Genomic DNA, 19112 nt, shown 5'->3' with positions numbered 1-19112 from the left:
CGAAAGTTAATTATCTAGTTTGTCTCTCAGTGACGGTGTTAAAATCATCAATCCTCTGACGACTTCTTCAGGCGTTGCGGTACCGTTGGTGATTCGTTTAACAATTTCCATCACCTCTAACGCTAAGTTCTCTGGAATTCCCGATAGGACTAACCGCTTTAATTCTAAAACGTCTACTCCTTTTTCTAATCCTGCAAGATACTCTTCTACACTGACTTCTAAGTCTTCAATCTCCATTTTTATTGAGCTTTTTTGAATAAAAATACTTCGCGCTCATTATATCTTGATGTTGCTATCATTTAACAGAAACCTTGAAAGTTAGATTTGATAACAAGCTTCTTGACAAAAGTCACCTAATGTAAAAGATTGCCACTGACTGTATTCTGAGCCTTGCCAATCAACACATCTAGGTAATGTTACTTCACCTTTTGTGTCTTTCGCCAAGGATTGAACATTTGAGGGAGCCGATTGCGAAGGAAATGCTCAGCAGTTTCTCTAAGGAGCCTCCCGTAATTAACAATACGACACCACTCACGGTAACCACCATACCCGTGGCGCGTGTCAAGGAGATCTGCTCGCCGTAAAAGAGAAGAGACATGAGCACGATCAAAATGGGGGAAGAAGCAGCAATTAATGCCAGGTTCATTGCTTGTGTAACCCGCAATATAGATCGAGGTGTTAAAAGCAGTCACGCCTAACAACGCTGATACGGACAAGTAGGGAAGATGTTTTTTAACCAGTTTCCAGTGGTCGATTGTTGTCCGCATAGCAAATGGCATCAAGGTTACGACAGCGATCGTCCATCTCCAGAAGGCTAAAGCCACTGGAAGTATATCCATATAAAAAACTCTACCAACTATGAAGTTACCTGCCCAGATGACAGTGGCAACTACTGCTAAAAAATAACCCGTGAATGCCAGAGACTTAGGCTCTGCTTGACCCAATATAGCCCTGTTTTTATTTGATATTTTTCTTTTGATTATATCAAATCTCAGTAAGTTTTATTTTCTTGCTAGGCGATGCCCACTTACAATACTTAAAATTTTTCAGAAGTCATTGATGATTCCTATGCATAGAATAAAAATTATTTCCTAAAAAATTATAGATAGCAGTTCTGAGTGAGTTACAAACACTTCTTCCTTGTCTCCCTTATCTTCCTTGTTTGGCTCAAATGGGACTGCTATAGTACATCTGTTATTCACTGTAAATAGCCGTTCTATAGCAGAAAAATGCGATCGCAATAGTGAAACACTAAGCTTTTCCAGATTTTGAAATATTAATTTATAAATTTTGCCTGAAAAAGTTTAAATCGTTGGAAATAGGAGGAAAGAAACCGTTGCATCTAACTTGAAAATGAGATTTCATAAATTCTTCATTAAGGGTTCATGCTTATTAAATCTGAACTCTGCTATAAATTGTGAGCAGGTAACCTTATGAGTTAGCTTCTCTAACAAGGACAAACATTAAAGTAAGCTGGGGCAGCTTACCTTAGTACCCCCTAATAATTTGTCTGTTAACAAATATAAGTGTTTCCAGGCATTTTGCCTGCTTTGTCCGTGTTTGAGGAAGATGACAAAGTACTCTTTAGTTTCAATTACTTGAGTCTAAAGACCTTAAGTTTGTTAAATGGTTACTATAAATACAGTAATCGAGCAAACAAACTGTTCAACTAGTCTCCAATATATTGGTTTAGGGGTGGAATTAAGAAACCACCCAATTGGGGTGGAAAATTTGTCTACCCCATGAGATTTACATTGACTTCACGTGAAGACAACCATATCATTCCTCCTTGCCAAATCATGCAACAATATTTTCTGTTAGGATATATGCCCTTGAGTTTATTCGTGCATATTCTTTTGGGCTTGAGTTTTGCTACTTTTTCTCAAACAAAATTAGGGTTTAGCAACAACAATCTGCAAAAGCATATTTTGTTTCAAGAGAGTTTTGAACCTCCAGGGGATGGAGAACCAAAAGATACTTCTGGTGCTGGTTCGCGCAAGGGGTTGAGGTATACTCAAAACGAACAGCCTATTCAAGCCTTTATTATGTTGCAGCATATCTGCAGCCAGAATTTACAGTAGTAAAATTGGGTGGGAAGGTGTTAATGGCTAATTGCTAATGGCTAATTGCTAATGGTGAGACTGAAGAAAGCAGGCAGTGGGATCGGTACTGCGGGCATCGGCTATAGCTTACGCCACGGCATACTATGCCGAAGGGATGGGACTAATGGCAATCGAAACAAATGAAGACCATTTAGCAATAAGCCATTTTACAAATTTCTAATAATTTTCTCAATAAAAGCTTGATTGTCTTTACTTTCTGCTTGCTTGAGATACTCAATAGCAATTTGTCCTTCGGCTGGTTGATCCTTGGCGAGGTTAACTAATAACTTTACTGTTTCCCGCAGTTGTATCTTCTCCAAGTATTTGCTAACACAAATCTGTACGAAAACGGCTGCACAGACGACTCCAATCAGTGGAGGGATGATAGGAATCCACCAACCTTTTAAAAAGGCGAGGAAACTAATTCCTATTATTCCTCCACTCGCGATCGCAAGAAGAAATAGTATATTTTTAAATGTTTTAGCCTGCCAACTCAATGCTGCTCCGAGTCCAGACCATAAAAGAATCCACAACCACTCAATTGGTTCAGACCAAACTTTTAGCATCGGTCGCCCATCTAAAGCGGCGCTTAGAATTTGACTGGCAATATTTGCGTGTAATGTGACTCCAGCCATCCTAGACGGGGGATCGAATAGGTGAGTGCTGTAAGGTGTTTGAAACATATCATTCGTGCTTTCTGCTGTTAAGCCAATTAGCACAACCCGATTGTAAATTTTGTCTTGTGGAATGCGCTTTGCCAACAAATCTGTTAAGGAAAACATTTGGAATTGTTTTTCAGTTCCATGAAAGTTAAGTAAGATTTGATAACCGCCTGCATCACTGCGGACGTAGCCACCATAATTGGGTCTAAAGGGAACAAGCACAGTTTTTCCCAACTGAATGTGGTGTGGTAATGTGGAAAGCGGTTTGGGCGTGATTCCTTCAACTTTTAAATACAGTAATGCCAGTCGCAAACCCAAATTGAAACGCAATCCTACTTTTTGAGAGCGAACTGAAAGTAAGGCACGACGAACTTTGCCATCTCCATCCAACACCTGATCTGACATTCCCACCTGACCTAACTTTGACAAAACAGGAGGTGGATCGACTTGACTTCCTACAACTTTCTCAATACCAATTAAATTTGGAGTCGTTTTATACAGTTTGACTAACTCTTGATGACCTGGTTCCACGGGTAAATCTCTATACACATCCAGCCCAATAGCTCTGGGCTTATAGCTTTTTAAAGTTTGGAGTGCTTGAGCGAGTCGCAGATCTGAAATTGGATACTGACCTACTGCCTTAATATCTGGCTCATCAATTGCAATTATGACAACACGGGGATCGATTGCCGCAGGAGAACGCGCTTGGAAAAAATTATCTAGTGCTGCCCATTCCATACCTTGTAGCAAACCTGACAAACGCAACAGAATGACTGAGCCTGCAACACCTCCTGCAATTCTGGCAATCCATGCTTTCCGTAAATTTATATTTTGGGCATACTGTCTGGCAACTTGTCGTGCATCAGCCAAGATATGATAAGCTTGTCTTGCAGCTTGCAGTGCAAATTGTGCTTTTTCTCGCTCAATTTGTCTTGCTCGTTTCTCTAAAGCAAGAGATTTTTCTAGTTCTTGTTTTACTAGTTCTTGACTGGCAGCTAAAAAACGATAGTCTATATCGCTAAGCTTTTTATCTTCAGACCAAGCGAGTGCTTCTTGTAATGCGTGACCTTGCAGAAGTTGTGACTTGTCTTGTTGTGATGAAGCAATCCAAGCTTTTAGATTTTGTGCATAAGGACGCATACTCTCTAGTTGTTTGCCAACCCATTCCTGATTAAAAATGGCTTTGTAAATAGGGTTTTTGACTTTCAGTTTTCCCTGTTTGCGGACAACTAAACCTGATAGTTGTAGTTCTATATGTTCTCGGCTGTCCTCATTTGGTACACGATCTCCCGCAAGTATTTGTTGATATATACTTAAGAGCTGTCCTGCTATTTTTTCATCAGCTAAAAGGCGATCGCGAATAGTCCTAAAATGTTGAGGTTCATCTTGAAATTCCCATCTATCAACGATCCGTGACTTAACAATACTTTCTACCCAAAAAGCCTCTCCACCAAGTGGGATCGTTAAACCACCACTAACAGCATCTTGGATGTAATTCTGTATTATATGACACAATTTTTGTGTAAGAAAGGGCTGACCTCCGGTCCAAGCTAAAATTTCTTTAAGAATGACAGGCACTTGTACAGATTCCCCAGCTATTTCCTCTACAAGCAATCCCTTTGCTAAAGGTTGAACTTGCTCCAGAGAAAGATCTTGCAGTTCTATAGCTCTACCAAGATTAAACGGAGTGCGCTTTTTATCTTGGATCAAATCTGAAGGTGTTGCCACTCCAAACAAAGCAAAGGTAATGCGTTGATATTTTGGATCGATAGCTCGTTGATTGTAGCAAAAACGAATCAGGGCAAAAAAATCATCTACTGGAAAATCAAGACTGAGAATGCTATCCACCTCATCAATAAAAACAACTAATCTTTCTGGTATTTGGACAAGCAGAATATCAGAAATAAACTTACTGAGTCTTTGGGGTAAAGAAACACTTTCGTGTTCTAGCCACCAGGTTTTCAAATTAAGTTTTTTTGAAAGCTTAAAACCAGACCATAACTCGCCCACAATTCCCTTGTACCATTGAGCAGGAGTCACAGTTTCACTGCCAATATTTGTCATGTCAATACTTGTACATTGGAACCCTTGTTGTTGCAAACGGTGCTTGGTTCTCACTAATAGGGAAGATTTGCCCATTTGCCTAGTGTTGAGGACATAGCAAAATTCACCATTCTTAAGCGCTTTATAGAGTTCCTCATCCGCCTGTCGCTCCATATAACTCGGAGCATCACTTCTCAGACTACCACCTACTTGATACACGTAGAAACTCATTACACAACTTAATTAATTACTATAAATTTTGCACTGTTTGACATCCGCGTCTACTCAGTCTTATTTCTCCTCTTTCTATATTAAAGAGTTCCTTGAATTGTAAAGGATGTTTGTAAAGCCCACTCTTGTATCAAGATCCCCTAACCCTCATTGCTGAGAGAGGAATAACTTTCTCAAAGTCCTCTTTTTTAAGAAGCGTTAAGAACGAGCTAAAGCTGTACATACCTCGGCCACAACTTTTACAACATCCTCTAAGAAACTGTTTTCAATTACATATTGAATTAATCCTGTCAATTACAAAGAACTATGGTGCTCTTATCAATGGTTGCCATTGGAGCTAATGGCAAAAATTAAAATTTACATAAGTGTTACTAATCCCCCCTTGTATCAGAGTCTATACTTAAGCCCTTAAAGTATTTTTAAATTGTAGAAATTTTACCAGGAATGGGTAAGAATAACAATTTACAAGGAAACAAGATGTAAATTTTAGCAGTTAGCGATCGCATTCTGCCTTCCCAGTACTAATCGTCAGAAACACCTCCACCAGAGGGTAGAAATCACAAAAGCTTGCAATAAAACGTTTTTTGTCTGTTGATATATGGTTGCCTTATTTCCGCTTGTGTGTAATATACTTAACCTCCAAAGGGTAATAACTGAGTTAAGGTTCCAAATATGAATGAATCCTTTTCTTAAAAAAAGAGAAAGTGTGCTTTTTGTCTTTCATCATTCATGGCAACCTCTTGATATCAAGCAACTAATTCAGTTAGTGCCTTCTCCCACATTTCTACCAGGTTAGAACCAGCTGAAAATAAGGGCTAGTAAAACAGACACTGACCGGACAGTGAATTGATAATATTATCTTTACGTAGTCACAAGCATTTGCTTTTCAATTATTATACTGTTTTGAGAGTGAATTTAGTAAGGATTTGGATTGTAGGAAAAGAAGGAAAATCAGGAAACTAATAGAGAAAATAGTCGGAAAAAACAAGTATTGAAAGTGGTAAAAGTCAGAAATGTATTGATTCATTAGAGGTTAATTGAGAAATTCTATCTGTAGCAATCCTAGCGTGTAACCCCATATCTACTTCCTTAGCGATCTCTAACTTCTATTGTTAGAAAATGACATTGGCATTTTTTGATTAAAGTGGTATTATCTAATACAGATATCGTTAAAAACAATGACCCTCTACCAATACCAAATTGGTGGTAGCCTCACTACTGATGCACCAAGTTACGTCGAACGAAAAGCAGATTTGGAATTGTACAATGCCTTGAAAGAAGGAGAGTTTTGTTATGTCCTCAACTCAAGACAGGTGGGCAAATCCTCTCTGATGGTAAAAACTCGTCAGCGCTTGCAGGAGCAAGGTTTTAAATGCGCTACGATAGACATGACTAATATCGGTAGTGAAAACATTACTCCATTGCAGTGGTATAAGGGAGTCGTTGCCGAATTGTGTTCGGGTTTTAAGCTGTATAAGAAAATTAACTTTAAGGCTTGGTGGAGCGAGCAAGAAGGAATCTCGCTACTGCAAAAATTAAGCCGCTTTATATCTGAAGTCCTGTTGGTAGAATTTCCTCATGAAAAACTTTTTATCTTTATAGACGAGATTGATAGTATTCTCAGTCTAGACTTTTCAGTAGACGATTTTTTTGCCTTAATTCGCTACTGTTACAATCAACGGGCTATAGATCCCGAATACAATCGTATTACTTTTGCAATTTTTGGAGTAGCAACCCCATCAGATTTAATTCAAGATAGGAACTGTACTCCATTTAATATAGGAAAAGCTATAGAAATTCACGGATTTCGATTAGAAGAAGCACAACCATTAGTCAAAGGATTGTCCGCCATACCAGTGAACCAACCCCAAGCAATTTTGAAAGAAATATTGGACTGGACTGGCGGACAACCTTTTCTCACGCAAAAATTGTGCCAGCTAGTTGTTACTTTTATTCAGGGCTCTAAAACAACAGGCGTATCTATCTTCCCTGGGACAGAAGCATTTTGGGTAGAAAGGGTTGTTAGAGAAAGGCTGATCGCTCAATGGGAATCTCAAGACGATCCAGAACATTTGCGAACAATTCGCGATCGCATTCTAGCAAATTCCCAGCGTGCAGGAAGATTGCTTGGCATATATCAACAAATTTTGCAGGGCTTGAAAGTACCAACAGATGATAGTCGCGAGCAAATTGAACTTCTGCTATCGGGTTTGGTTGTCAGACAAAAAGGTTATCTTCAAGTGAAAAACCGGATTTATCAAGAAGTCTTCAACGTAGATTGGGTAGACAAGCAATTTGGATTTTTGCGTCCCTATTCTCAAGCTTTCGATGCTTGGATTGCGTCAAAGCAAACAGATTCTTCAAGACTATTGCGCGGACAAGCATTAATTGATGCTCAGATTTGGTCGCAAGGCAAAAGCTTAAGTGACTTAGATTATCAGTTTTTAGCTGCTTCTAACCAATTAGATCGGCGAGAAATGCAACAAGTATTGGAAGCAGAGCGACTTAAAGAAGTTGAAGCCCGCCTGACAGAGGAACAAAGACGTTTAGCACAAGAAAAGAAAACTGCTCAAGCACAACGGTTACTGATTATGACATTAAGTCTCGCTTTCTTGAAAACTTGCCTCTTAGGAGGATTTATTGTCTATCAGTATCAGCAAAAAGTAGTCAACAATCAAAAACAGACAACCAGTATCATCCAAATCAGTAACTAATGTAGGTGTGCGAGGTAGTCTCTCACAAAATGAGTGGAATTTTAGGACGAAAAGGAAGCTATTAATAATTCTGAATAATGTGATTATGATTTTTTATCTAAAAATCATACAATCCTAGAACCAACTCTATTCAGATTAGGAGGGTTTGATCGGATGCTAAGTACTCCGACTCTAATTGGGCTGATAATTGCAGTAATTGGTGTAGTTGCTTGGATTGGTGGTACTCTGAGAGTTGCTAACCTCGAACTAAATCTTAAAACAACAAAGGGGCGCATCACATTTATCTTTGCTGTGTTACACGTTTTGGGAGGTTTGGCGATTATTATAATTGATTTATTTCTCTAATGACAATTGAGGGAGGTAGTGGTTAAAATACTACACACTTGACACCTCCTTGAATGTTTCAGCCCTATGTTCCGGAAGAGAAAAGCACTTGCTGCTATAGCCATTGGCTTTCCCGTTACTCCTTTAATTGCATTAGTACCCGTGCAACAAGTGGCACAAAACCAACTGAGCCCGCCGGAATGTAGGGTGGCAAAGTGGGAATTACCCGTCAACTCTCAAAATCAACTTCAAAATCTCACAGATCAAAAGTCTGTTACACCGCCACTTGTACCCATTCAACAGTCGCCTTTTCCCTGTTGCAAAGATGATATCTCTTGTTTGGATAATCAATTGTGGGGCGAAAACAATCAATTACCAGACAAAAAAGCGTTGTTAACATCTGTCGATCGCAGCCTGCAATATTTGTCTTCCAATAATGCTGCTACGGATTACCAGAGATATCAAGTAGAGGGAATTACACGAGAACGTGTTATTAAAAGTTTACAAAGGTTTCGCGAACTTCTGCTAAAGTCCAAATCAGCTACAGAACTTAACACTGCGATCGCAAAAGAATTTGTTTTTTACCAATCGGTAGGAAGTGACAGTAAAGGTTCCGTTTTATTTACTGCCTACTACGAACCAGTTTATGCAGCCAGTCGCGTTCCCACAGCAGAGTACCGCTATCCTGTTTATCGTTTACCTCAAGATTTACAATCTTGGTCAAGACCCCATCCTACACGCTTGGAATTAGAAGGTGCTGATGGGTTGCAAGCCGCAAAAGGAAAATTGCAGGGATTGGAGTTGTTTTGGTTTCGCGATCGCCTAGAACCATATTTAGCACAAATACAGGGTTCCGCTCGACTGCAGTTTCCTGATGGAAAGCAAACAACTATAGGGTACGCTGGTAATACTGCCTATAACTATAAAAGTATTGGAAAATCTTTAGCAGAAGATGGCAAGCTTCCACTTGAAGGAATGACTATGCCAACTATTTTGGACTATTTCCGGAAATATCCGCAAGAATTAAATATTTATATTCCTCGCGATCGCAGCTTTGTGTTTTTTCAAGAGAACCACGGAGCACCCGCACGAGGTTCTATTGGTGTAGCACTAACAGCCGAGCGTTCAATAGCAACGGATAAATCCCTAATGCCCCCCGGTGCTTTGGCGTTCATTAGAGCACCTTTTCCATTTGTCGATCGGGCTACCGGAAACATGGAACACCGGATTGTAAGTCGTTACGTTCTCGATCAAGACACCGGAGGTGCAATCAAAGGCGCAGGTAGAGTCGATTATTTTCTTGGTACCGGTCAAGTGGCGGGCGATCGTGCTGGTGTCACAGTCAGTCCCGGTCAATTGTACTATTTGCTATTAAAGTTGTGAGTGGGTATTTGTCACTAGTACTAACGACTAACTACTAGCAATGACAGGCGAGACGCCTGTCTTACATTCCCACAATTTATCTATAGTTACAAATTGGTAACCTTGTTCTATTAATCTGGGTATTAAAATTGCTGCTGTTTCGGCAACATCTTGTCCACCACAAGCACCATCATGCAAAACAATCAGCGAGCCATTACACACCTGCTTCAAAACTCGCTGCGTCACGGTATTGATACCCGGACGCACCCAGTCTTCTGGAACAACACTCCACATAACGGGGCGATAATTCCACTGCTGTAGTAAATTTAATGTTGCAGGTGTAAATAAACCATTTGGAGGACGGACATCCCGTACTCGTTTGGGTTCTAACCGACAAGCATCATAAATAGCTGCTTGGGTTTTCTCCAAACTGTGCTTGAGTTCTGATGGTGATAGCATGGGGAAATTTTTATGATCGTAGCCATGCAATCCAATCCAGTGACCGCGAGCGAAGATTTCTTGCGCTATTTGAGGCGATCTATTGACACAAGCACCCAGCCAAAAGAAACTAGCTGTGATACTGTAACGATCCAAAACTTTCAACAGTTGTGGCGTGTACTGAGGATGGGGACCATCGTCAAAGGTCAGAGCGATCGATTTGGAATTGGCATCCCCGCACCAAAGGCAATTCGGGAATGTTGGTTTGAGAATGCTGTAAAAGATTGGGAAAAGCGGAGCAAACTGCATACAGAGTTATAAGTCTATCCGGACATTATAGCCAAGAGCAAGGGCTTAGCTCATTTTGCTTCTCCATGTTCTCGCTCGGCTAATCTTACTTGTGTTTTTATAATACGAGTTACCCCCTTCCACTCAGCGTAACTTTCCACTGTAACAATACCCTCATCTCGTAACTGCTGAAGTACAATCCAAAAATTTGGATTAACTTCATTGATGTTTTTTTCTGAATTCCAAATCATGAATTTAGCTTCTAGATCGGAAATCCACTGGCAGGGATCATCTATCAAACAGTCCAAAATTTTTTTTCTCATAGTCATTCCGGCACGTCCTTTTTCGTCGCGCTGGTTAGTTAGAGCATTTTAAATGCACGGACTATTTCACCAAGGAATTGATTATTTATTTAAGCAATCAATCATAAGGAAATTCTGAGTATGCTCAAGATTTTACTTGTGACAAATCTGAGTTAATCGTCTTATCTTCTTCTTTAAGACGATAGCCGACTCCATACACTGTCTCAATCAAATCTACAGCCATACCTGCTGCTTTGAGTTTTTGACGCAGCCCTCTAATTTGGGTTGTCACTGCTTCTTCGCCTGGTGACTCAAAAGATAACCAAACGCTGTTAAGTAGGTCGCTTCGGCTAAATATCTTGCGCGGCTTGTGTAGAAACAGCTCTAGTAAACCATACTCTTTGGGAGTAAGATGCAATCGCTTCCCCTTGTAGGACACTTCTCTAGTACTGGTATCAAACTGCAACTTTTCCCAAGTTAATACTACAGGTAAGGCTGATTTGGCTCGTCGCAGCAACATCTGAACCCGAGCTATCAACTCTTCCATTTTAATTGGCTTGACAATATAGTCATCTGCACCTGATACCAAACCTTGGAGACGGAACTCGTCACAATCGTCTACAGCCATTATTATCACGGGCATTTGGTAGCCTTCTAAGCGAATCTGGCGACAGAGGCTAATGGTATCTAGTTGAGAGAAGATTAGATTTAATAATAGTAAGTCATAATTAAATGCTCTCACCAACTCAAGAGCTTTCTGAGTCTCTTCTACCGTCTCGACTTAATAGTTATAATTCTTTAATTTTTTGGTAAGAAGTGTATGATTATATTTGTTATTTTCTAATAAAAGAATCTTCATTTCAAGTTCTCCCATGGGAAAGCATTCACTTTTTTTGGAAAGAAGAAATCAGCGTTCCTTCAGGTCTAAAGAGTGTTCTTTGACCTTCAGGTTTGAAATGACAAATACTGACTCATCCAATCATAAATATTATTTGTAAAACTCTTAATTTCACAAAAACATAATGATTGAAAATATTTAATTCTTTTGAAGAAGAGGTTTCCTGAGTGTTCAAAACTGGCAAAATGAAAATATTTTTATAAAAGACATTGATAAATTTAGCTATGACTTGAGTGCGAAAAAGTAACATCTTTGTCATCATCGAGAACACAGTTTAAAATTCTTTGATTAAAACAATAAGTTTCACTGACATCGCCACCAAATGCTTAAAGGAAATTCTAAAAACTTTAGCATTTAGCTAAAAATAAACCGCAACTAAAAAATTTGTAGGAATACGACCCTATCATAGACTTATAACATATTTTTTGAAGAATTATCAAAAAAAAATTTTATATATCAAAGATATTTTTAAACTTTTCTTAAAGATTCAGTCCGTGTGGGAGTTACAATAATCACCTCTCCCTTGTCCCCCTTGTTTGGACCTCAAATAGGATTGTGATAGGGCTCCTATAGGGATCTATGATTTCTTCTAAAAATTTAAAAAAATTAATAAATTTACAGAACTTCTATTTTAACTAAAAAGAGCAACTCAATTTAATTGAAGATTGCTTGTCACCCAGAAGCTTAGTTTTATGGGTTTCTCGGGCTTACCTTTTTATGTTTGCGTGTTGAGAAAATCATCAATTAAATATAGAAAAGCCCGTAAAATGTTGTTACTTTGAAATTACAGGCAGCATTATTGACGTAAAATGGATAACCCCTCAAATACAGAGCAAATCTGGCAGTCTCCTCCAGAACCGATCGCCCAAATTCTGAATGCTCCATCTCCTCCCACAATCCTGCTCTCTCCCAACCGTCAGTGGATGGTAGAGTTAGAAAAACCATCTTTACAGGCGATCGCTCACTATGCAGAGCCAGAAATACCATTAGCAGGGTTGCTGTTAAATCCCAAAACTAACACACTTTCCCGCCTGTCATTCTACCAAAATTTAAAGATTAGGGCAGTCAGTGCAGGTGAGGGCGATCGAACAGTAGCCCTACCCAACAGTCCCCAGATTGGCTATGTTAAGTGGTCACCCAACAGTCAAAAACTAGCCTTTACCCTCACTCAAGACACGGGACTCGAACTTTGGGTTGTCGATGTCGATAGTCTCACCGCACAAAAATTAACCGAGCCAACACTGAATGCTGCTTATGGAGAACCATACCGTTGGCTGTCTGATGAAGCACTGATTTGCAAATTCATTCCGAGCCATCGAGGAGAACCACCAGCCAAACCAAACATTCCTTTAGGACCTATCATTCAAGAAAACTTTAGCGGTAAGAGTCCAAGTCGTACCTACACGAATCTTTTGAAAAACCCTCATGATGAAGCGTTATTTGAATACTACTTAACCGCAAATTTAGAAAAAGTGACTTTAGATGGTCACCGTACCCTACTAGTATCAGAAAGCCTGATTCATGAAGCTGTACCCTCCCCCAATAGCAAATATCTTCTACTGACTCAGCTGCACCGACCATTTTCGTATCAACTACCAGCCTCATTTTTTCCAAAAACTGTTCGGGTAATAGATAATACAGGCAACTTGATTTATGAAGTTGCTGATGTGCCATTGTTTATGCGCCGTACCACAAAATTTGATGAAGTGCGGACAGGAAGAAGGGAAATATCTTGGCGGAATGATACTGACGCGACATTGCACTGGGTAGAAGCTTTAGACGAAGGCAATCCTACTCATGATGTTGCCAAACGAGATACTTTATATGAATTAGTTGCACCTTTTACAGATGCGCCAAAACAACTTTGGCAATCTGAATATCGCTTTCACCATATTATTTGGGGCAAAGAAGATGTAGCCCTTGTGTGGGAAAGATGGTACGATACGCGAAAAGAGCGAATTTGGCGCATTTATCCACAAACACCCGACTCACCCCCACAATTATTATTTGACCGCAGTTACGAAGATAAGTACACCGATCCGGGATCGCCAATGACAACCTTGAGGTTTCAGAGATACCGAGTTTTACGCTTTGCACCACAAAGCAATACTATTTATCTCAGCGGTCGTGGAGCATCTCCTAATGGTGTTCACCCATTTTTGGATAGTCTGGATTTAGAAACTGGGCACACACAACGCCTGTGGCAATGTCAAGACCCTTATTTTGAAGATATCTCCTATGTGCTAGATGATGAAGCGCACACTTTAATCTCTCACCGCCAATCCAAAACTGAGCCACCCAATTATTTTTTGTTTAATCGGGCTCATGACCAAATTCCTCAAGCGCTCACTCATTACCAAGACCCCGCACCTCAGTTAGCAGGATTGCAAAGTGAGTTAGTCAAATATCAACGTGCAGATGGCGTGCAACTCTCAGCAAAACTCTACTTACCTCCCGGTTATGATGCCACTCGTGATGGTACTCTGCCAATTTTATTTTGGGTGTATCCACAAGAATTTAAAGACAAAGAATTTGCAGGGCAAATTAATAGTTCTGAAAATACCTTCAGCCGTCCAAGTTATGCGTCTGTTTTATTTTTGCTAACTCAAGGTTATGCAGTTCTCTCAGGTCCAACAATGCCAATTATTGGTGAAGATAATGCAGAACCAAATGATTCTTACGTGGAACAATTGATTGCAGGGGCAAAAGCAGCTATTGATTGTGTCGTTGAGCGAGGTGTTGCCGATCCCGATCGTATTGGTATTAGCGGTCATTCTTATGGTGCGTTTACTACGGTAAATTTATTAGCACATACAGATTTATTTTGTATGGGTATCGCTAGGAGTGGAGCATATAATCGAACCCTGACTCCTTTTGGCTTTCAACAAGAGCAGCGCCATTTTTGGGAAGCAACAGAAACTTACATTAATATGTCTCCCTTTACTCATGCGGCTAAAATCACAGCCCCACTTTTACTTATTCATGGAGAAAAAGATAGCAATCCCGGTACTTATCCTCTCCAAACAGAAAGATTGTATGAAGCATTAAAAGGATTGGGAGCAACTGTTCGCAGTGTCATATTACCATTAGAAGACCACGGCTATTACTCTCGTGAAGCAGTCGGTCATGTACTTTGGGAAATGGTGAACTGGTGTGATAAGTATTTGAAATCATGAACGCCAAGTTGTATCACATTGGGTTTGGACGAGATGATTTTGGGGAGACTCCACCAAGCATCGCTCTTTTGTCTGGCGATCCGGAACGGGCAAAGTTAATTGCCCATTCCTACTTGCATTCGGTGCGTCTTTTGTCGGAAAATCGCGGACTGAATAGTTATGCGGGTCTTTTACCCAACGGGCGATCGCTTTTATGTGCAACCAGCGGTATGGGTGCATCATCTACGAGTATTGTTGTTCATGAGTTAGTACAAGTTGGTATTCGGCTTATCATACGGGTTGGCAGTTGTGGTTCCATACGAGAACACGTCGCCGTTGGTAGCACGGTGATTACCAGTGCTGCTTTATGCCGTCAAGGAGCAGCCAATGACATTGCACCTATAGAATATCCTGCTGCCGCAGATCCTTTTGTGACAGTAGCCCTAGCTCATGCAGCCAACACTCTTAATGTTAAGTATCATGTCGGCATTACGGCATCAGTTGATACTTTTTATGAGGGACAAGAGCGAACGCAGTCAGTTCAACGACCTCTGTTGCGGTACTTACGTGGAATTACGGAAGAGTATCGCTCTTTAAATATACTGAACTATGAAATGGAGAGCGGTACTTTATTAAAGATGGCAAGTGTTTACGGTTTTCGAGCAGGTTGCGTTTGCGGTGTTGTCGCCCAGCGCACTGTGAAGGAAGACATTGTGTTAGCAGAAAAAAATACCGCTATTGACAATGCCATTCAGATCGCTATCAAAGCAGCAGAACAATGGGAAGAACCTTATCAGTAACGGGACTAACCGATGACTCACCGCCGATTGCCGATCGCAGCCCGTTGTTGTAATTGCACTTCAAAGCGATCGCCAGGGGTTGGTTCAATCACCTGTACTGAAAGATGATTGTCTGCAAGCAACGCCCGAAACTCCGCAATACTACCAGTTATTTGAAGCAAAGAGTTTAGCAATCCTTCAAAAACCACATCACCACCAGCCGCTGTATGAATCATCACTTGTGGCTGCAACCATTGAGCGACTTCTAAAGCGTATTTTCTGCCCCTAATAATCGATCCCACTAAAGGTAAACCCAAGTCAAACTGTGGTGCAATCACAACATCTATGGGAGCAGCTTGCTTGAGTGAGGGAGAATGATACCCGTGAGGTTCGTAATACAAACTGAAGCCAGTTTCCAACTCTTTTAGAATGTAACCGTTCTCAACCAAAGTTGGACCGATTGAAGAACCGGGAGTTGCTGTAATAGCGACACTCCGATCCAAATCAAATGTCTCGCCATGAGCGAGTGCTGTGACCCGGTTGTAATTTAACTGCGTGACTACTTTGGCTGCATTGGGAGACGCCACAACGGGAATGTTGCGATCGAGTTGCTTGAGTGTCGGTGTGTGAGCATGGTCTTCCAAACCTTGAGACAGCAAAATCAAGTCAATTTTTTCTGGTATGGTACGTTCTTGAGTCCGAAAACCTTTAAAAAACCAATCCAAATTGCCAAAAGTTAGGGAACCAACGAGCCAAGGATCGATAAGTATTTGTTTTCCGCCAATCTCAACTAACCACGAATTACTGTCTAACCAAGTTAAGTACATAAAGTTTTGTAAAGAAAACACCTAACTTTAATTATCCAGTCAGTTGAAGATTTTTGCTGAGTCCGACCTCAGTTCGATTAATCTACGTTGCTTTAAAAGTTAAAATAACAATCTAAAAGATGACAAGATATTACGACGCTCTGGGGAGCATATTCATGGAATGGGTGTATCTTTTTATTGCCGGGTTGCTAGAAGTTGGATGGGCTATTGGGCTGAAATACACAGCAGGGTTTACTGAACCCCTTCCCAGTGTTGTCACTGTTGGTTGTATGATACTCAGTTTTGCTTTATTGTCGGTTGCACTCCGTACACTACCAGTCGGTACTGCTTATGCTGTTTGGACTGGTATAGGAGCTGTTGGCACAGTTTTGCTGGGTATAATTTTGTTTCAAGAACCCGTTGAATTTCGTCGTATGGCTTGCGTTGGCTTGATTATTGCAGGTGTATTAGGTCTCAGGCTGGTTGCATCCCATTAATTTAGCTATCAATTGTTAGCAAACAATAACAATTGATAGGCTAATGACTGCCGCTTTAAACAACACCCCCCTTACTAGCTCCAATCACTTTTGCAGGTACTCCAACTGCTACAGAGTAGGGAGGAATATTCTTGGTAACAACGGCTCCTGCACCAATGACACATCCCTTACCAATAGTGACTCCATCTAAAACTCTGACACCTGTACCCAGCCAGCAATTATCCTGAATTTCAATTCCTTCACGACTGACTCCATATGCCCTATGATTGTTGGCATAAAGGCTTGAATGCGATGCTATAAGGCATTCCTTGCCAATTTTGATATGACCGGGACCAGCCATACACACATAAGGTCCTAAGTAAGAATCGTCACCGATCTCAATCAAACAATCAGAACTTGATGCTTTAATATCAACACCGCGATCTAAACAAACTCTGTTGCCAATACGTAATAGGCAATTTGCGTGTTTAATTTCCAAACGTGTATGCCAAAGAATTTTTACCTCATCCCCAACTTCAATAGAATTAGCTCCAATTAACTCAACCCCTGTCTGAATATCAACGCCTCGACCCATTTTGGCAAATAGTAAACGATAAGTTATCCGACGTAGTAGATTGCCAAGCGGACGAGGAATCCCCCCTAAAAGATTAATGACAGTTAACTCTGTGACTCGCGGTATGCGTAAAGACGGTTGGACAGGTGCAACTAGATAAACCTTGTGTTCTTGTACTGACATAACTTGTGGGCTTGAGTGTTTTCTTGTCAAATTTTGCTAGAGAAGTATATGTGGTAACAGCGTCTACACTTAGCCTGCTTTGGGACTGAGTGATATATAAATCTTGAGTAATCTACTTCACCATTCCCTAATTTTCTTCTTCCGTAAGTAATGTTTATTCCGCTAACAATGTGATGAAAGCAAAAAAAAGCCCGCTTTTGCGGGCTTTTTTATATGTTTATATGGCTGTCATTTTAGCCGCCTAGTTTTTGTGAGATTGGCAAATATAGGCGAGATGACCATAAATCCTTATGAAGCGACAGCTGTTGCTGGTGCTTCAGTTGCAGCAGCTGGTGCGTACACACTCACTTTCTTGCGAGTTTTGCCTTTACGTTCAAAGGTAACTACACCATCAATGAGGGCATACAGAGTATCATCACTACCGATACCAACGTTGTTACCAGGATGAAATTTTGTGCCGCGCTGACGCACGAGAATATTTCCCGCCCGAACAGCTTGACCACCGTAACGCTTAACGCCCAGTCGTTGAGCATTAGAGTCACGACCGTTGCGCGTACTACCCGTTCCTTTCTTATGAGCCATGATTTCCTCTTGTGTCTCTTTCTCTTGTATTTATCTAATTGGGAGCTAAGTTGCCAACCACGGGCTGTAGCTTTTTACGCTTCAGTTGTTGCAGATGTTTTTCTAGCAACTCTATCCTCTAATTATTCTGCACTGGTTTCTGGCGCTTCTGAAGGTGGAACAGTTCCCGCATCGCTAGCTACTTCACTAACTGGAGCCTGAGATCCATCGGCTGCAGTTGCTTCTGTAGCCAACACTGAACCATTAAGACTGATAGAATCAATCATTAATCTGGTGATTTCCTGGCGGTGTCCCCGCTTTTTACGGGTTTTCTTTTTCGGCTTCATTTTATACACCAGGACTTTGCGACCTCTCAGATGTCGCAATACCGTTCCTTCTACCTTTGCTCCTGTCACAAGTGGCTGTCCAATGCTCAATTCTCCATTGTGCTGCACCAACAAAACCTTGTCTATCGTGACTTTTTCATCTGGTTGAGCAGAAAGCAATTCAATATCGTAAAAGCGTCCTGGCTCGACTTTTATTTGTTTGCCGCCAGTTTCAATAATTGCGTAGGTCATGGAATTGTCCTTGAAGTTGCCGTACAGGTAGCTGAGCTACAGGGTGTTGACAAGCTGCCCAGCTTTTATATCGTCTTCTACCTGATCCGAGCAGGAAGTTAGACAGACAATCCGTAATTGTAGCTTAATAAATTCTTTATTGCAATTAAATTAAGCTTTTGCAGTTACCAGCACCAATTTTTCAGCCTCTTGTTGATTTCTATACCCAAAAGATGGAGCAGATAAAGAGCAAGCTTTCCACTCTGATTTTACTGATACATTCAGCAATCCACACGTACCCCCACGCAACCCTTGTGGTGTGTAATAACGACAGTACCGACAAGATGAAACACAAGATTTTAAGGTTGTCATGATTAAAAATTAATTAAAATTTAAGAAACTTTTTAGTTGCTGATTGAAATACTCTCCATATAAGTATGGCGTTACGATCTTAAAATTAGGATAGAAATTCGATAATTTTCCGAAAAACTTTGTACTTCTAAATATTACTTAATTGAGAATTCTTACTTAAGTACAGACAAGATAGAGTTATGTAATAACACTGACATATTGAAAACCTTCCAAATTCCATCAATGACTTGAGAGACGCCATGCCTTGCGCCTCTACTTACCTCCTCACAAAATCCTCAACTTCTT

The 19112-nt window shown here is 40.6% G+C and carries 18 protein-coding genes and 1 pseudogene; 7 read left to right on the top strand and 12 right to left on the bottom strand.

Going from position 1 to position 19112, the window contains the following annotated elements; genetic code table 11:
* Window positions 1-6 precede the first annotated feature (6 nt).
* Together HC643_RS02335 and HC643_RS02330 are read right to left on the bottom strand one after the other, a co-directional pair.
* The gene (locus HC643_RS02335; RefSeq protein WP_038075295.1) at window positions 7-237 is read right to left on the bottom strand and encodes a hypothetical protein; all 231 of its coding nucleotides are present in this window, start codon (window positions 235-237) and stop codon (window positions 7-9) included.
* A 179-nt stretch (window positions 238-416) separates the two neighbouring features.
* Window positions 417-944, bottom strand: a complete 528-nt coding sequence (locus tag HC643_RS02330; RefSeq protein ID WP_050046084.1) for a DMT family transporter — start codon at window positions 942-944, stop codon at window positions 417-419.
* Between the two features lie 798 nt (window positions 945-1742).
* Between HC643_RS02330 and HC643_RS02325 the strand changes: the two genes are divergently transcribed.
* Window positions 1743-2081 carry a hypothetical protein gene (locus tag HC643_RS02325; RefSeq protein WP_038075298.1) on the top strand — a complete coding sequence of 113 codons (339 nt, stop codon included), beginning with the start codon at window positions 1743-1745 and terminating at the stop codon, window positions 2079-2081.
* Window positions 2082-2269: 188 nt separating this feature from the next.
* On the opposite strand, the gene HC643_RS02320 is transcribed toward HC643_RS02325, so the two are convergent.
* On the bottom strand, window positions 2270-5038 hold the full coding sequence (locus tag HC643_RS02320) for a CHASE2 domain-containing protein (protein ID WP_038075301.1): 2769 nt from the start codon (window positions 5036-5038) through the stop codon (window positions 2270-2272).
* 1178 nt (window positions 5039-6216) lie between these two features.
* On the opposite strand from HC643_RS02320, the gene HC643_RS02315 reads away from it, so the two are divergent.
* The 3 genes from HC643_RS02315 to mltA all read left to right on the top strand — a co-directional run bounded on the left by HC643_RS02315 (window position 6217) and on the right by mltA (window position 9459).
* On the top strand, window positions 6217-7752 hold the full coding sequence (locus HC643_RS02315; protein WP_038075304.1) for an AAA-like domain-containing protein: 1536 nt from the start codon (window positions 6217-6219) through the stop codon (window positions 7750-7752).
* A 153-nt stretch (window positions 7753-7905) separates the two neighbouring features.
* Window positions 7906-8097 carry a hypothetical protein gene (locus HC643_RS02310; protein WP_038075307.1) on the top strand — a complete coding sequence of 64 codons (192 nt, stop codon included), beginning with the start codon at window positions 7906-7908 and terminating at the stop codon, window positions 8095-8097.
* 66 nt (window positions 8098-8163) lie between these two features.
* Window positions 8164-9459: a murein transglycosylase A gene (gene mltA / locus HC643_RS02305; protein ID WP_202048574.1), complete on the top strand. Its 1296-nt coding sequence runs from the start codon at window positions 8164-8166 to the stop codon at window positions 9457-9459.
* A gap of 27 nt (window positions 9460-9486) precedes the next feature.
* Here the strand turns inward: mltA and HC643_RS02300 are convergent, their stop codons facing one another.
* The 4 genes and pseudogenes from HC643_RS02300 to HC643_RS41970 form a co-directional block, all read right to left on the bottom strand.
* The gene (locus HC643_RS02300) at window positions 9487-10185 is read right to left on the bottom strand and encodes a polysaccharide deacetylase family protein (protein WP_038075309.1); all 699 of its coding nucleotides are present in this window, start codon (window positions 10183-10185) and stop codon (window positions 9487-9489) included.
* Between the two features lie 50 nt (window positions 10186-10235).
* Window positions 10236-10493 carry a hypothetical protein gene (locus HC643_RS02295; RefSeq protein WP_137986400.1) on the bottom strand — a complete coding sequence of 86 codons (258 nt, stop codon included), beginning with the start codon at window positions 10491-10493 and terminating at the stop codon, window positions 10236-10238.
* A gap of 118 nt (window positions 10494-10611) precedes the next feature.
* Window positions 10612-10986 (bottom strand): winged helix-turn-helix domain-containing protein, encoded by a 375-nt coding sequence (locus tag HC643_RS41975; RefSeq protein ID WP_272900260.1) that lies wholly within the window; start codon window positions 10984-10986, stop codon window positions 10612-10614.
* 12 nt (window positions 10987-10998) lie between these two features.
* Window positions 10999-11235, bottom strand: a pseudogene (locus HC643_RS41970) (response regulator transcription factor); the annotation flags it as partial.
* Between the two features lie 938 nt (window positions 11236-12173).
* On the opposite strand from HC643_RS41970, the gene HC643_RS02285 reads away from it, so the two are divergent.
* Window positions 12174-14540 carry an alpha/beta hydrolase family protein gene (locus HC643_RS02285; RefSeq protein WP_038075319.1) on the top strand — a complete coding sequence of 789 codons (2367 nt, stop codon included), beginning with the start codon at window positions 12174-12176 and terminating at the stop codon, window positions 14538-14540.
* Window positions 14537-15319: a nucleoside phosphorylase gene (locus tag HC643_RS02280; RefSeq protein WP_038075322.1), complete on the top strand. Its 783-nt coding sequence runs from the start codon at window positions 14537-14539 to the stop codon at window positions 15317-15319. The genes HC643_RS02285 and HC643_RS02280 overlap by 4 nt, the downstream gene beginning before the upstream one ends.
* A gap of 17 nt (window positions 15320-15336) precedes the next feature.
* Here HC643_RS02280 and HC643_RS02275 read toward each other — a convergent pair whose 3' ends face one another.
* A complete protein-coding gene (locus HC643_RS02275) occupies window positions 15337-16125 on the bottom strand; it encodes an MBL fold metallo-hydrolase (protein WP_038075325.1) in 789 nt (262 codons plus the stop codon).
* 119 nt (window positions 16126-16244) lie between these two features.
* Between HC643_RS02275 and sugE the strand changes: the two genes are divergently transcribed.
* A complete protein-coding gene (gene sugE, locus HC643_RS02270; RefSeq protein ID WP_272899689.1) occupies window positions 16245-16601 on the top strand; it encodes a quaternary ammonium compound efflux SMR transporter SugE in 357 nt (118 codons plus the stop codon).
* Between the two features lie 55 nt (window positions 16602-16656).
* Here sugE and HC643_RS02265 read toward each other — a convergent pair whose 3' ends face one another.
* The 4 genes from HC643_RS02265 to HC643_RS02250 all read right to left on the bottom strand — a co-directional run bounded on the left by HC643_RS02265 (window position 16657) and on the right by HC643_RS02250 (window position 18827).
* Window positions 16657-17337, bottom strand: coding sequence for an acyltransferase (locus HC643_RS02265; RefSeq protein ID WP_050046082.1), 681 nt, complete (start codon window positions 17335-17337; stop codon window positions 16657-16659).
* A gap of 288 nt (window positions 17338-17625) precedes the next feature.
* Window positions 17626-17919 carry a 50S ribosomal protein L27 gene (gene rpmA / locus HC643_RS02260; RefSeq protein ID WP_038075330.1) on the bottom strand — a complete coding sequence of 98 codons (294 nt, stop codon included), beginning with the start codon at window positions 17917-17919 and terminating at the stop codon, window positions 17626-17628.
* Between the two features lie 122 nt (window positions 17920-18041).
* Window positions 18042-18476 carry a 50S ribosomal protein L21 gene (gene rplU / locus HC643_RS02255; protein WP_038075333.1) on the bottom strand — a complete coding sequence of 145 codons (435 nt, stop codon included), beginning with the start codon at window positions 18474-18476 and terminating at the stop codon, window positions 18042-18044.
* 150 nt (window positions 18477-18626) lie between these two features.
* On the bottom strand, window positions 18627-18827 hold the full coding sequence (locus HC643_RS02250) for a hypothetical protein (RefSeq protein WP_137986399.1): 201 nt from the start codon (window positions 18825-18827) through the stop codon (window positions 18627-18629).
* Window positions 18828-19112: the final 285 nt, after the last annotated feature.

Origin of the sequence: Tolypothrix bouteillei VB521301, assembly GCF_000760695.4 — a bacterium.
GTDB lineage: Bacteria > Cyanobacteriota > Cyanobacteriia > Cyanobacteriales > Nostocaceae > Scytonema > Scytonema bouteillei_A.
Note: the sequence above shows the minus strand (reverse complement) of the source record. Positions and strands in the feature narration are given on the sequence as shown.

Coding starts and splice junctions, on each gene's coding strand:
- HC643_RS02335 (WP_038075295.1), bottom strand. CDS start 237: ATGGAGATTGAAGACTTAGAAGTCAGTGTAGAAGAGTATCTTGCAGGA.
- HC643_RS02325 (WP_038075298.1), top strand. CDS start 1,743: ATGAGATTTACATTGACTTCACGTGAAGACAACCATATCATTCCTCCT.
- HC643_RS02320 (WP_038075301.1), bottom strand. CDS start 5,038: ATGAGTTTCTACGTGTATCAAGTAGGTGGTAGTCTGAGAAGTGATGCT.
- HC643_RS02315 (WP_038075304.1), top strand. CDS start 6,217: ATGACCCTCTACCAATACCAAATTGGTGGTAGCCTCACTACTGATGCA.
- HC643_RS02310 (WP_038075307.1), top strand. CDS start 7,906: ATGCTAAGTACTCCGACTCTAATTGGGCTGATAATTGCAGTAATTGGT.
- mltA (WP_202048574.1), top strand. CDS start 8,164: ATGTTCCGGAAGAGAAAAGCACTTGCTGCTATAGCCATTGGCTTTCCC.
- HC643_RS02300 (WP_038075309.1), bottom strand. CDS start 10,185: ATGCAGTTTGCTCCGCTTTTCCCAATCTTTTACAGCATTCTCAAACCA.
- HC643_RS02295 (WP_137986400.1), bottom strand. CDS start 10,493: ATGACTATGAGAAAAAAAATTTTGGACTGTTTGATAGATGATCCCTGC.
- HC643_RS41975 (WP_272900260.1), bottom strand. CDS start 10,986: ATGTTGCTGCGACGAGCCAAATCAGCCTTACCTGTAGTATTAACTTGG.
- HC643_RS02285 (WP_038075319.1), top strand. CDS start 12,174: ATGGATAACCCCTCAAATACAGAGCAAATCTGGCAGTCTCCTCCAGAA.
- HC643_RS02280 (WP_038075322.1), top strand. CDS start 14,537: ATGAACGCCAAGTTGTATCACATTGGGTTTGGACGAGATGATTTTGGG.
- HC643_RS02275 (WP_038075325.1), bottom strand. CDS start 16,125: ATGTACTTAACTTGGTTAGACAGTAATTCGTGGTTAGTTGAGATTGGC.
- sugE (WP_272899689.1), top strand. CDS start 16,245: ATGACAAGATATTACGACGCTCTGGGGAGCATATTCATGGAATGGGTG.
- HC643_RS02265 (WP_050046082.1), bottom strand. CDS start 17,337: ATGTCAGTACAAGAACACAAGGTTTATCTAGTTGCACCTGTCCAACCG.
- rpmA (WP_038075330.1), bottom strand. CDS start 17,919: ATGGCTCATAAGAAAGGAACGGGTAGTACGCGCAACGGTCGTGACTCT.
- rplU (WP_038075333.1), bottom strand. CDS start 18,476: ATGACCTACGCAATTATTGAAACTGGCGGCAAACAAATAAAAGTCGAG.
- HC643_RS02250 (WP_137986399.1), bottom strand. CDS start 18,827: ATGACAACCTTAAAATCTTGTGTTTCATCTTGTCGGTACTGTCGTTAT.